A 12,293-nucleotide genomic window follows, 5' to 3' on the forward strand; every position below is an offset into this window, starting at 1 on the left:
CCGTTGCTCTCTCGCTTTATGCCTCATCGTTTCGTCGCCGGGGATTTGTCCCAGGCCGCGAGTGCGTCGGCAAATATCCGATCCCCACTTGGACCTTTGCCGATTGCGAGGATGCCCCGGCGCTGGTTCGCATAGACGACCGGGATGTCGAACCATTCGCGCCGCGCGAGAAGCTCCTCATTGCGTGCGCGATCGGCCTCGACGTTGGACAAGCCGACCAGGAACGAGCCTTCGGTGATCTTGACGGAGAGCCCGGCGAGCGGCGTCCCGCGCGACTTCTCATCCGTCTTCATCAGCATTCCCGGCACGTTGCTGACGCCGCCACCGACGAAATCGGCGGCGGGCCTGAAGGTGAGCTCGGCGACATGGCTGGCCGGCAGGCTGGGATCGTCGTTGCGGCGCAGCTGCAGGCTGACCTTCAGCTTGCGCTCGGGAAGGTCGATCTCGCCACGGATCACCGGCGTGGGCCGCCCTGATTGTGCATTCTTGACCGTCTCGGTCCGCCAGGTCACCGAGCCGGAATACCGCTTGCCGTTGGGGTTGGAGAGATCCTCGTCATACAGCACCGCGAGTCCGGGCGTCCGCGCGTCCGGCGCGTCGGAGGATGCGGTCGGGCTGGGCAGGGGAGCGCTGCTATGTCCGGCGCCCAGGCCAGCGGGCTGCGCCGGCTTCGCCGCAGCGGCGCTCAGTTGGGCGCTGCCGTCGATCGACGTGAACATCACGAGCGGGCGCTGCGCTCCGTCGGTGGCGCGCTCCACCGCTGCGTTGGTCTGGTTGAAGGTCTCGATCAGGCGTTGGCCAGGCTGCTGGAGCGCTTCTGCAAGGGCGGCGGCGAACACGCCGTGACCGTCCGGACCGCGCTGTCCCGCCGTCCCGGCCTGTGCGGCAAAGGAGATCACGGTCTGTGCGGAAACGTCGACCGGGACGAGGCCGGCGGCAAGACCGGCGATGCCGCGCCCGGAGAACGGATTGGAGCGGAAGGCGTCGAGAATGATCACGTTTTGCCGGGAGCTCGATCCGCTCAGCTCGCGCAGAATGCCAGTCAGGTCGCGCAGCTCGGTGGTCAGGTCCGCGGGCGTCGCCGGCGCCGCGTCGACCGGGACGAGATAATCGGCGCCGCCCAGGTTGAGTCCGTAGCCGGCGTAATAGACCAGCGCGACGTCGGCGTCGGCGATCCGGCCCTTGAACTCGGCCAGCGCGCGATCGAAGCCGCGTCGGTCGAGGTCGATCTGCGCAGCACCACCGCTCAGGGTGAAGCCCAGCCGCGACAGGCTGTCGGCGATCAGCCGGGCGTCCGCCGCCGGCTCGTCCAGCAGCGGCGCGCGCTCGTGGATGGAGTTGCCGATCACCAACGCCACCCGCTTGTCAGCGGCAGCCGGCCCCGTGGTGATCAGGATCGCGCCGACCCAAAGGATGATTGCAGACAGCAGCTGCCCAACTCGGCCGATCACCCGACGCATGCCAACGATCTCCTGCCATCCGATCCGAACGCTCGCGGTGGTAATACCGCAAGTCGAACAAAACCGGAACAAGAATCGTGGCAGAAAAGAGAAAATTGCCGCCGGGTGTTGGCCGCCTAGACGACCACCGGCGTGCGCACTCGCCCGGCGTCGCCGAACACCCGCAGGTAACGCGCGATCTCGGTGGGGTCGCCGGTCGCCTTCTCCGGGTTGTCGGACAGCTTCACGGCGGGATGGCCGTCCGCCGACGTCACCTTGCAGACCAGCGAGATCGGATCGAGGTCGACCGAGCCGTCCGGCGAGCAGCCGACGAAATCGTTGGTCAGGTTGGTGCCCCAGCCGAACGACAGCCGCACCTGGTCGGAGAAGCGATGATGGATCTGCTCGATGGATTCGACGTCCATCGCGTCGGAGAACACCAGGAGCTTCTGCTTGGGATCGCGTCCCTTCGATTTCCACCAGGCGATGATCTCCTCGCCGGCCTGGATCGGCGGCGCGCTGTCGGGCCGGAAGCCGGTCCAGTCGGCGACCCAATCGGGTGCGTCGCGCAGGAAGGCCTTGGTGCCGAATGCGTCGGGCAGCGCGATCAGGAGGTTGCCGGCATAGGTCTGCCGCCACTGGTCGAGAATGCGATAGGGCGCGAAGCGAAGCTCGTCATCGTCCTTGGCAAGCGCCGCCGCGACCATCGGCAGCTCATGCGCGTTGGTGCCGATGGCTTCGAGATCATTGTCCATCGCCAGCAGCACGTTGGAAGTGCCGGTGAACGACGAGCCGAGACCTTCCTTCACGGCCTCGACGCACCAGCGCTGCCACAGGAAGCCGTGACGGCGGCGGGTGCCGAAATCCGACAGCCGCAGGCCGTCCAGCTTGCGCAGCCGCTCCACCTTGGCCCACAGCTTGGCCTTGGCGCGAGCGAACAGTACGTCGAGCGCGAACCGGCCCTGGCCCTTCATCGCCTGGCGCGAGCGCAGCTCGTTGACGATGGCGAGCGCCGGGATCTCCCACATCGTGGTGTGCGTCCATGGCCCATGGAAATGCAGCTCGTACTGGCCCTCGGACTTGCGCAGCTCGTATTCGGGCAGGCGGAAATTGGCGAGCCAGGCGATGAACTCCGGCGAGAACATGTGGGTCTTGCCGTAGAATGTGTTGCCGGCCAGCCAGATCAGCTCCTTCTTGGAGAAGCGGATGGTGCGGGCGTGATCGAGCTGGGCGCGCAACTCGCCTTCGTCGATGACGTCTGCCAAGCGTACACGCTTCGTCCGGTTGATGACCGAGAACGTCACCTGCTGACTCGGGTAGAATTCCCGAATCATCTGCAGCATCAACAGCTTGTAAAAATCGGTATCGAGCAGGCTGCGCACGATCGGATCGAGGCGCCAACCGTGATTATAGGTCCTGCTCGCGATGTCTGTGACTGTCATGTGATCGTTCTACAGCGCCGGCCGCAAACCCGCCACTGGGCTTGTCGCAGGTGAACCTTGTGGCGCGGCGGCATCCTCGCTCGCACTTTTTGAGGGCTATTCGCGCGCCAGCAGCGGTACGCCGGGATCGAACGCCAGCACAGCTTCGGCCCATTTCGCGACGCGGAGCACGTGGAGGTCGTTGCGATAGGGGCCGGTGATCTGCACGCCGAGTGGAAGGCCGTCATGGCCGAACCCCGCCGGCAGGGAGATTGCAGGCGCTCCGACGAAGGTCCAGGGCGCGCAATATTCGGCATCGCCGGTCCAATCCAGGCCGCGCGGCGCTTCGCCGAAGGCCGGCAAGGTGAGCACCGCATCGAACCCGTCGAGCTCGGTTGCGAGCGCCCTCTGCCGGTGGGCCTGGGCCGCCTTGGCGGCGAGATATTCCATGGCGGTCTTGCTGCGGCCGCTCTCGACATGGTCCTTCATGACTGCGCTGACGCGATCCGGATAGCGCGCGATCAGGTCGGAGAAGATCGTGGTCGCCTCGCTGAGCATGATGGTGGTGACCGCCTTCCCGTTTGCCGTATCGAGCTCTCTCAGTTCGATCTCGGTGATCGCCGCGCCGGCGCTGCGCAACGTGTCGACGACCGACTCGAACACCGCCTTCTGGTCCGCCTCCGCGCGCTCCCATTTGGCGAAGCGTACCACCGCGAGCCGCGGCCTGGAGAGCGGCGCGACGCCCTGCGCAACATCCACCGTGAAGCCCGGCAGCGGCCGGCCGTGGCGATCGTCGGCGCTGCTGCCGGCCAGCAGCGAGAGGGCGAAGGCGACGTCGTCGACGCGGCGGGCGAAAAAGCCGACATGGTCGAGCGACGGGCTGAGCGGATGCACGCCGACGCGGGGAATCGCGCCGAAGCTCGGCTTGAAGCCGACGACGCCGTTGAACGCCGCCGGCCGGATCACCGAGCCGAGCGTCTGCGTGCCCAGCGCCAGCGGCACCAGGCCCGCCGCAACCGCCGCGGCTGATCCGGACGATGAGCCGCCCGGCGTGTGCTCGGGGTTCCATGGGTTGACGGTCGGGCCTGGATGACGCCACGCGAACTCGGTCGAGACCGTCTTGCCGAAGATCGTCGCGCCGAGATTGCGCAGCCGCTCGACCACCCAGGCGTCCGCCTCCGGGACGTGATCGCGATAGATCTGCGAGCCGTTGGTGGTCGGCATGTCCGAGGTGGCGATGATGTCCTTGATGGCGACGGGAATTCCGCCCAGCGGTCCGGCCTTCGCCGTGACGTCGCGCGGCAGATATTCGAACGCCTTCAACTGCGGCTCGATCGCTCGTGTCCTCGTCAGACATTCTTCACCATAGCCCGCCGCCGCGGCCGGGTCGGCGGCGAACCGGCGCAGCAGCTCGAGAACACCTGCACCGGCCTTCGGCGTCTGAAGTTCGGACTGTCGCGACATCGGGCATCCTGTTTGGCACGAGTTTTGTTCGGCACGAGTCTTGGAGGTTCTCGCACGGCCCGCGCCCGCTCGTGCTGCCGCAGAGTAGCGACTGGCGATGCGGCCGCCAGTCGCGCCTGCGATCAGTGCGTATGAATACAGCGCATGGCCGTGCTTGCCGTCAGCGCAAAAGCGATCGATGGGTTGCAAGAGCGCGCACATCAAGCGCGCATTTGGCATGCTTTGAGTGCAGAGGCGGCTCGTGAGTGCCGCGCAAACTTCGCCGCAATCCGCTTCTCACCCGCTCAGGATGTGCTACCATTTTCGCGCAGGACCACTCGACGTGGCCGGCCAAAGGACGTCCTCAGATACGTTCCGAAAAGTAGACGCAGCCAGACGAGCTGCCTCATGGGAGTGAAGCGATGACATCGGCTTTCCACCGAAGCATTCTTGCGCTTGCAACAATCGGTCTTCTCGCCGGCACCAGCATTGCCGGCGCGCAGCAGAAATCCGACGCGGGTAAGCCGCTCAAGAAGTACGAATCGGGCACCAAGGAATTCTGGACGCATCCGCCGGACGACTGGTTCCTCGGCGACGAGACCGAGGCGCAGAAGGGGTTGGCGCCGCCATCGGGCCCGCCGACCGGCGCCTCCGATGCCGAGCTCGCCAAGATCGTCAAGCAGGTGAAGCTGCCCGACGGCTTCAAGATGGAAGTCTGGGCCTCGGGCGTGCTTGCCGCGCGGCAGATGGCCTGGGGCGACAAGGGCACGCTGTTCGTCGGCTCGTTCGGGCTCGGCAACGTCTATGCGATCAGCGACAAGGGCGGCAAGCGCGAGGTCAAGACGGTCCTCAAGGGCCTGAACATGCCGACCGGCCTCGCCTTCCAGGACGGCAATCTGTACGTCATCGCCGTCGACAAGCTGATCAAATATGAGAATGCCGAGGCCAATCTCGACAATCTCGGCCAGGGCAAGGTCGTCTATGACGACATGCCGTCCTATGCGGCGCATGGCTGGAAATACATCGCGGTCGACAAGGACGGCTGGTTCTATATTCCCTTCGGACCGCCCTTCAACATCGGCATTCCGCCGACATCGGTGTCGCAGATCCGCCGCGTCGATCCGCGCACCGGCAATGCCGAGATCTATGCGCTCGGCGTGCGCAACAGCGTCGGCGGCGACGTCGATCCGCGCACCGGCAAATACTGGTTCACGGAGAATGCGCGCGACTGGGTCAGCGACGATCTGCCGAGCGACAAACTCAACATGATCTCGAAGCTCGGCGAGCATTTCGGCTATCCCTATTGCCACCAGGGCGACCTGCCGGATCCGAAATTCGCGATGGGCCACAAATGCTCGGAGTTCACGCCTCCGGTGCTGAACCTCGGGGCTCACGTCGCGCCCCTGGGCATGAAGTTCTATACCGGCGACCAGTTCCCGGCGGAGTACAAGAACAACATCCTGATCGCCGAGCACGGCTCCTGGAACCGGCACAAGTACCAGGGCGCCCGGATCATGCGCGTCATCGTCGGTCCCGACGGCAAGGACGCCAAGCAAGAGGTGTTCGCTTCCGGCTTCATCGAGGGCGACCAGGGCTACCTCGGCCGTCCCGACGACATCATCCTCGCCAAGGACGGTTCGATCCTGGTGGCGGACGACTGGGCCGGCGCGATCTATCGCATCAGCTACGAGAAGAAGTGATCTCGTCGTGAAAGCGGGGCTGCGCGCTGCCTTATGGCGGCCGCAGCCCCAACTATTTTCGGGGCTGCGCGTTGATCTGAGCGTGGCGATCCCGGCCGCGCAGGCGAAGCCGGGCATTCGGAGGATTTGACATGCGTCATGGAGTTGCCGCTGCGGCATGCGTGCTGGCGCTGGTGTTGATGAGCCCCTCCGCGCAGGCGGCTGATGTCGAAGCCGGCAAGGCAAAGGCCGAGCTCTGCGTCGGCTGCCATGGCGAGAACGGCATCTCCCAGACCGAGAACATTCCTTCGCTGGCCGGCCAGCAGGACCAGTTCATCCAGTGGCAGCTGGTGTTCTTCCGGGCCGGCACCCGCAAGAACGAGGCGATGAAGCCGATCATCGATCAGCTGAACAACGAGGACATCCGCAACCTTGGCGCCTATTTCGCTTCGCTGCAGCCGGCGAAGTCACCGCCCGACGATAATCCGGAGCTGTCGAAGAAGGGCGCCGAAGCCGCCGCCGGTCGCCGCTGTGCCTCATGCCATCTCGACAGCTATGCCGGCACCAAGGGCGTGGCGCGGCTCGCCGGCCAGCGCGAGGAATATCTCGTCAAGGCGCTGCACGACTACAAGAGCGGACAGCGCGTCGGCGGCAGCCAGGCCGCGATGACGGATGTTGCCTATCCGCTGAGCGACGAGGAGATCACGGCGCTGGCGCATTATCTGGCGCATTTGTAGTCGGGATGGTTGCCAAGACAAAGGCCGTCGTCCCGGACGACGGTCCGGGACCCATACCGCGGAATCTATCGAGGGACTTCGCTCATCGTTGCCGCCTCATCGAGGCTACTTCCCCCGCTGTGCCTCGTAAACCTTGAGCTGGGTATAGGCGATGCGCAGCCGCGGCACCGGGACCTTGGCGGCATCGGCGCGGGCGACGAGATCGCCGATGACGTGATCGGCCTCGACCGGCAGGCCGGCGCGCAGATCGCGGAACATCGAGGCGGTCATGGGGGAACCCTCCGCCGTGAGCATGCCGGAAACGCGCTGAAAGAACGCACCGGCCGGAGGGTAGCCGGCAGCAGCAGCGGTGGCGCTGCATTCGTCGAGCATGCCGAGCAGGAAATCCTTGCCGCCCGGCGCGGTCAGGATCACGCCGACCGGCCCGCGCATCAAGGTGGTCGACGCCGCGAGCGAGGACAGGAAAACCCACTTCTCCCACATGTCCTGCATGATGTTCTCGCTGGCCGACGCATTGAAATTGCCGCGCTGGAAAATCTCGAAGATCGCGCGGACGCGCTCCGATGATCCGCCGTCGCGTTCGCCGAAGCTCAGCGACTGCATCGGCTGCAGCTGCACCACCTCGCGGCTCTCGTTCAAGGTCGCGGCGATGGCGCAGAGCCCGCCGAGCACGCGCGCGCGACCGAACCTGGCGTCGAGCACGTCGAGGTGCCTCATGCCGTTCAGCATCGGAATGATCGCGGTGTCAGGTCCCACCGCGGGTGCAAACGAGTCGATCGCGTCGTCGAGATCAAACGCCTTGCAGCTCAGCAGTACGACGTCGAAGTGCTGCTTCAAACCGTCCGCCTGCACCGTCTTCGGATTGGGCAAGGTGACGTCACCGGTCGGACTGCGGATCACGAGGCCGGCACTGGCGAGCTCAGCCGCGCGGCGCGGGCGGACCAGGAAGGTGACATCGGCACCGGACTGCAGCAGCCGGCCGCCGAAATAGCCGCCGATGGCACCGGCGCCGACGACGAGAATACGCATGGGTGGATCCCTCTGTGAGCGGGCCGCATCATGCAGAAGCGAGTGACGAATGGCGAGCAGCGAATGGGAATAGGCTCCATTCCCTATTCGCTACTCCCTATTCGCCATTCGCCTCTACCATTTCTCGCCGAACGGCCGGATCTCCATTTCGAAGGTCCAGGCGCTCTTCGGCTGCTGGTAGAGCTGCCAATAGGCACCGGCGACCGACGCCGGCGGCATCAGCAGGTCCGGATTGTCGAGCGCCTCCTGACCCCAGAGCTGGGCGCGGCGCTCGCGGACCCAGGCGGTATCGACGCCGGAATCGATGATGAGATGGGCGACATGGATGTTCTGCGGCATCAGTTCGCGCGCCATCGCCTGCGCCACGGCGCGCAGTCCGAACTTGGCCGAAGCGAAGGCGGCATAGCCGGAGCCGCCGCGCAGCGACGCGGTCGCGCCGGTGAAGAAGATCTTGCCGCCGCCGCGGGGCAGCATCAGCCGGGCGGCCTCGCGCCCGGTGACGAAGCCGGCCCAGCACGCCATCTCCCAGACCTTGCGGAACACCCGGTCCGTCGTCTCGAGGATCGGGAAGTTCACGTTGGCGCCGACGTTGAAGATCACGACCTCGAGCGGCGCATGCCTGTCGGCGTCGTTGAGGAAGGCGGTGGTCTCGTCCTCCTTGCGGGCATCGAGCGAGCGCGCCACGATCCGCCCGCCGGCGGCCTCGACCTCCGCGACCAGCGGCGCGAGCTTGTCGCCATTGCGGCGGCCGGCGAACACCGTGAAGCCTTCCGACGCGAACTTCTTGACGATCTCGGCGCCGATGTAGTCGCCGGCCCCGACGACCGCGACGGTGGCGTTGCGCTGTTGCATGCTTTGTCTCCCGATCTCACTTCAGCGTCATTGCGAGGAGCCCCGGGTCTCGCCTATGGCGAGCCCGTCGGGCCGTGCTTCGAGTGGACCCGTCGGCTCGCGATGATGGCGATCACTTGCCCAGGATATATTCCTCGACGTCGCGCAACTGCTCCTTGCCGAAGAACATCTCGTTGCCGACGAAGAAGGTGGGCGAACCGAATGCGCCGCGCTCGACGGCGGCTTGCGTGTTCTCCATGAGCTTCGCCTTGACCTCGGGCTCCTGGGCGCGCGCGAACAGCTTGGCCCCGTCGAGCCCGGAGGATGTGATCGCAGCGATCGCGATCTCGGGATCGTCCATCTTCTTCGGCTCGCGCCACATGTGGTGGAACGCCGCGTCGACATAGGTCTCGAACACGCCTTCGAGCTGGGCGGCGATGGCCGCGCGCATCAGGTTCAGCGTATTCACCGGGAAGTATGGATTCCAGACCCAGGGCTGCACGTGGTAGCGCTTGAGGAAACGCTGCGTCTCGACCTCGTGGAACTCACGCTTGTTCCTGACGCCGGCGAGCGACTCGGCGGGCGACTTGTTGTTGGTCGCCTTGAAGATGCCGCCGAGCAGCACCGGGACATAGTAGAACTGGACGCCGATCCGCTGCACGATCGCCGGGATCGCCTCGTGGCTCAGATAGGCGTTGGGACTGCCGAAGTCGAACATGAATTCTGGCGCTGGACGGCTCATGGGCGGTCTCCTCGGTTTCTCACATTGTGGTCCAGCGCAGCAGCCCCGTCCAGGGTTTTATGACGGTCATCATATTCCAGCGGCCGGGAGGCATCGGAGTGCATCAGATCATCCTGTGCACCGTCCGCTTGCGCCAGACCACGAGATAATAGCTCATCTGCAGCAGCATCATCGCGGCGAATGTGATGGGATAGGCGAGCCAGACGCCGTCGAGTCCGATGCTGCGGCTGAGCCAGGTGGCAGCCGGCACCTCGATCGCGGCGATCGCAAACGCCGAGATCGCCAGCGGCATCCACACCGTTCCGGACGCGCGCATCGCCGACGAGAACGTGATGGACATGCCGAACAGCACCGAGCTCCACAGCACGATGTGCAGCGAATGCTGCGCCACCTCGATGACGGCTGGGTCGGTGATGAAGAAGCCCATCAGCACCCGTGAGAACAGATAGCCGATCGCGACGAGGCCGCCGGTCAGCACGACATTCATCTCGATGCCGGTCCGCACGATGTCGCCGATCTGCCCGGCCTGGCCGCGGCCGATCGCCTGAGCGCCGAAGATCGAGACCGAGATCGCGATGGACAGCGCCGGAAACTGCACATAGCCGAGCACCTGGTTGACCGCGCCATAGGCCGCCGTCGCGTCCGAGCCGAAGCCGTTGACGAGTCCGATCAACACCATCTCCGCCAGCGACATCACGATCATGCCGATCGCGGCGGGAATGCCGAGCCGCAGCACCGCCCGCAGCAGCTTCGCATCCGGCAGCATGCCGCGCAGGAAAGCCGCGTCGATCGCCAGCGGGTGCTTGCGCCGGCGCAGATGGAGATGGAGCCAGGCCAGCGTCGTCAGGGTCGAGATCGCCGAGGCCCAGGCCGCGCTGGCGACGCCGAGCACGGGCGCGCCGAGCCATCCGCGGATGAACACCGGCGTCAGCACCAAGCCGAGCGTGGTCGATGCGGCGAGCGAGGCCAGCGGCGTCACGGTGTCGCCGACGCCGCGCATCTGTGACGACAGCAGGATGTAGGCGAAGGTCAGCGGCATCGTGATCATCATGATGCGGGCATAGCCCGCGGCGGCATCGAGGATGTTGGCGGGCGTGGCGAGCGCGGTCAGCAATTCGCGGCTGAACACGCCGCCCAGCACCGCGATCAGGCCGCCGAGCAGCAGCGCGATGCTCAGGGTCGTGCCGGCGATCTGCTTCACCTTGGCCGGCTCGCCGGCGCCCCAGGCCTGTCCGATCAGGACGCCGGCGCCCGAGCCGAGGCCCATGACGAAGGAGACGAAGAAGAACATCGCCGGGAAGAACACCGAGACGGCGGCGAGCGCGTCGACGCCGATCATCTGGCCGAGATAGACATTGTTGATGGTGCCGAACAGCGATTGCAGGATGTTGCTCAGCATCATCGGAACGACGAACATCAGGAACGGCTTGCGCAGCGAGGCGGTTGGCGGCGACACGGCATGGTTCTCCGTCGACCGCTCGTCGTTCGACGCGCGGTCGCGTTGCGAGGAATGAAGGCGAGAGCGAACGGCCGCTCTCGCTGACTGTCGAAATCAGCCGATCTCAATCGGCCCTGTGGCGATGCGCGAGCGCCACGGCATGGTCGCGGATGTCGGCCGGCCAGTCCGCGATCAAGCCGGCGAAGCGGCCGAGATCGCCGGCGAACAGCGCCCGGGAGGCCTCCTCGAACTGTGGCAGGTTGCTGCCGATCCCCGACATGAAATGATAGGCCGCGTCGCGCGCCTCGCGGGCGCGGTCGCTGTCGCCGTTGGCGCGGCGGGCTTCGTGGACCAGCTTGCGCAGGGCGACCGAGGCGCCGCCCGGCTGCGCATTGAGCCATTCCCAGTGCTGCGGCAGCAACGTGACCTCGCGGGCCACGACCCCGAGCTTTGGCCGGCCGCGGCCGCGCGGCCCGGTCGGCGGCTGGTCTGCGACCACGCCGGCGTCGACCGGCAGGCGGGCCAGGATCTCCCGGTCGCTGCCGCGCAGATCGATGTCGATCGGTTGCCCGGTGCGGTCGTTGAAGATCACGATCGGCTCGGTGTTCGGCGCGGCGTGTTTCAGCACCAGCGCCACCTTGGGCAGGGGCCCGGCGGCGATCCGGGTCTGGCCGGCAAATGCGGTGAAAGTGTCCATGGCTTGGTCCCCTTTGATGCGCCTAATAAGACCCGGATGAAATTAAAGTCAATATTACCCGGATAATTATTGTGGCCCTGCTCCGGTGCCGAGGACGCCTCGCCGAACCCGTGCCGTCCTGCTACGGAACGGCGCCCGCCACCCGATCCGTCCCTGGGAACCCCATGCTGACCGTTCACCACCTCAACAATTCCCGCTCGCAACGCGTGCTCTGGCTGCTCGAGGAGCTCGGCGTCCCCTACGAGATCATCCGCTACGAGCGCCAGCCCGACATGCGCGCGCCCAAGGAGCTGCGCGCCATTCATCCGCTCGGCAAGTCGCCCGTGATCACCGACAACGGCAACACGGTCGCCGAGTCCGGCGCGATCGTCGAATATCTCGTCGAGACCTATGGCGAGGGACGGCTGATCCCGCCGCCGAAGACGCCGGAGCGGCTGCGCTATTCGTACTGGCTGCATTATGCCGAGGGCTCGGCGATGCCGCTGCTGCTGCTGAAGCTGCTGTTCAACATCATGCCGAAGCGTGCGCCGGCGCTGCTCCGTCCGATCGTGCGCAAGGTGTCGAACCAGGCGCTGACCACGCTGGTCAATCCGCAGCTCAAGCAGCACATGGCGTTCTGGGAAAGCGAGCTGCAGAAGAGCGAGTGGTTTGCCGGCGAGGCCTTCACCGCGGCCGACATCCAGATGAGCTTTCCGCTGCAGGCGGCGGCATCGCGCGGCGGTCTGGAGCAGGGCCATCCGCGGGCGATGGATTTCCTCGCCCGCATCGAGGCACGGCCGGCCTACAAGATCGCGCTGGAGAAGGGCGGGCCCTACGAGGTCGGCCGCTGAAGCCGGC

At 66.0% G+C, this 12,293-nt stretch carries 11 protein-coding genes; 3 read left to right on the forward strand and 8 right to left on the reverse strand.

The genetic code is table 11. From position 1 onward, the window contains the following. Positions 1 to 23: 23 nt before the first annotated feature. The 3 genes from ACQR1X_RS13830 to ACQR1X_RS13840 all read right to left on the reverse strand — a co-directional run bounded on the left by ACQR1X_RS13830 (position 24) and on the right by ACQR1X_RS13840 (position 4,324). Positions 24 to 1,460 carry a caspase family protein gene (locus ACQR1X_RS13830; protein ID WP_434899016.1) on the reverse strand — a complete coding sequence of 479 codons (1,437 nt, stop codon included), beginning with the start codon at positions 1,458 to 1,460 and terminating at the stop codon, positions 24 to 26. Positions 1,461 to 1,576: 116 nt separating this feature from the next. Then, positions 1,577 to 2,881, reverse strand: coding sequence for a nicotinate phosphoribosyltransferase (gene pncB / locus ACQR1X_RS13835; RefSeq protein WP_434838812.1), 1,305 nt, complete (start codon positions 2,879 to 2,881; stop codon positions 1,577 to 1,579). Between the two features lie 96 nt (positions 2,882 to 2,977). After that, complete coding sequence (locus ACQR1X_RS13840; protein WP_434890052.1) at positions 2,978 to 4,324, reverse strand: amidase; 1,347 nt, start codon at positions 4,322 to 4,324, stop codon at positions 2,978 to 2,980. A gap of 401 nt (positions 4,325 to 4,725) precedes the next feature. Between ACQR1X_RS13840 and ACQR1X_RS13845 the strand changes: the two genes are divergently transcribed. Next, entirely contained in the window at positions 4,726 to 6,003 is a 1,278-nt protein-coding gene (locus tag ACQR1X_RS13845) for a PQQ-dependent sugar dehydrogenase (RefSeq protein WP_315800769.1), read from the forward strand. Between the two features lie 131 nt (positions 6,004 to 6,134). Then, a complete protein-coding gene (locus tag ACQR1X_RS13850) occupies positions 6,135 to 6,719 on the forward strand; it encodes a c-type cytochrome (protein ID WP_316180246.1) in 585 nt (194 codons plus the stop codon). Positions 6,720 to 6,824: 105 nt separating this feature from the next. Here ACQR1X_RS13850 and panE read toward each other — a convergent pair whose 3' ends face one another. From panE to ACQR1X_RS13875, 5 genes are all read right to left on the reverse strand, one after another. Then, positions 6,825 to 7,748, reverse strand: coding sequence for a 2-dehydropantoate 2-reductase (gene panE / locus ACQR1X_RS13855; RefSeq protein ID WP_316180247.1), 924 nt, complete (start codon positions 7,746 to 7,748; stop codon positions 6,825 to 6,827). A 114-nt stretch (positions 7,749 to 7,862) separates the two neighbouring features. Continuing rightward, positions 7,863 to 8,600, reverse strand: coding sequence for an SDR family oxidoreductase (locus ACQR1X_RS13860; RefSeq protein WP_316180249.1), 738 nt, complete (start codon positions 8,598 to 8,600; stop codon positions 7,863 to 7,865). Between the two features lie 112 nt (positions 8,601 to 8,712). Then, positions 8,713 to 9,321 (reverse strand): 2-hydroxychromene-2-carboxylate isomerase, encoded by a 609-nt coding sequence (locus ACQR1X_RS13865; protein ID WP_434899017.1) that lies wholly within the window; start codon positions 9,319 to 9,321, stop codon positions 8,713 to 8,715. A gap of 103 nt (positions 9,322 to 9,424) precedes the next feature. After that, complete coding sequence (locus tag ACQR1X_RS13870) at positions 9,425 to 10,738, reverse strand: MATE family efflux transporter (RefSeq protein ID WP_434899035.1); 1,314 nt, start codon at positions 10,736 to 10,738, stop codon at positions 9,425 to 9,427. Positions 10,739 to 10,883: 145 nt separating this feature from the next. Next, the gene (locus ACQR1X_RS13875; RefSeq protein ID WP_434899018.1) at positions 10,884 to 11,456 is read right to left on the reverse strand and encodes a DUF2239 family protein; all 573 of its coding nucleotides are present in this window, start codon (positions 11,454 to 11,456) and stop codon (positions 10,884 to 10,886) included. A 164-nt stretch (positions 11,457 to 11,620) separates the two neighbouring features. Here ACQR1X_RS13875 and ACQR1X_RS13880 point away from each other — a divergent pair, with 164 nt between their 5' ends. Further along, entirely contained in the window at positions 11,621 to 12,286 is a 666-nt protein-coding gene (locus ACQR1X_RS13880) for a glutathione S-transferase family protein (RefSeq protein WP_316215485.1), read from the forward strand. The last annotated feature ends 7 nt before the right edge of the window (positions 12,287 to 12,293 follow it).

It is taken from the genome of Bradyrhizobium sp. HKCCYLRH3073, assembly GCF_051167995.1.
GTDB lineage: Bacteria > Pseudomonadota > Alphaproteobacteria > Rhizobiales > Xanthobacteraceae > Bradyrhizobium.

What these genes read in the sequence shown, in the direction of transcription:
- ACQR1X_RS13860 (WP_316180249.1), bottom strand. Translation starts at nt 8,600, where the DNA reads ATGCAACAGCGCAACGCCACCGTCGCGGTCGTCGGGGCCGGCGACTAC.
- ACQR1X_RS13840 (WP_434890052.1), bottom strand. Translation starts at nt 4,324, where the DNA reads ATGTCGCGACAGTCCGAACTTCAGACGCCGAAGGCCGGTGCAGGTGTT.
- ACQR1X_RS13845 (WP_315800769.1), top strand. Translation starts at nt 4,726, where the DNA reads ATGACATCGGCTTTCCACCGAAGCATTCTTGCGCTTGCAACAATCGGT.
- ACQR1X_RS13875 (WP_434899018.1), bottom strand. Translation starts at nt 11,456, where the DNA reads ATGGACACTTTCACCGCATTTGCCGGCCAGACCCGGATCGCCGCCGGG.
- ACQR1X_RS13830 (WP_434899016.1), bottom strand. Translation starts at nt 1,460, where the DNA reads ATGCGTCGGGTGATCGGCCGAGTTGGGCAGCTGCTGTCTGCAATCATC.
- ACQR1X_RS13850 (WP_316180246.1), top strand. Translation starts at nt 6,135, where the DNA reads ATGCGTCATGGAGTTGCCGCTGCGGCATGCGTGCTGGCGCTGGTGTTG.
- ACQR1X_RS13870 (WP_434899035.1), bottom strand. Translation starts at nt 10,738, where the DNA reads ATGTTCGTCGTTCCGATGATGCTGAGCAACATCCTGCAATCGCTGTTC.
- ACQR1X_RS13865 (WP_434899017.1), bottom strand. Translation starts at nt 9,321, where the DNA reads ATGAGCCGTCCAGCGCCAGAATTCATGTTCGACTTCGGCAGTCCCAAC.
- pncB (WP_434838812.1), bottom strand. Translation starts at nt 2,881, where the DNA reads ATGACAGTCACAGACATCGCGAGCAGGACCTATAATCACGGTTGGCGC.
- ACQR1X_RS13880 (WP_316215485.1), top strand. Translation starts at nt 11,621, where the DNA reads ATGCTGACCGTTCACCACCTCAACAATTCCCGCTCGCAACGCGTGCTC.
- panE (WP_316180247.1), bottom strand. Translation starts at nt 7,748, where the DNA reads ATGCGTATTCTCGTCGTCGGCGCCGGTGCCATCGGCGGCTATTTCGGC.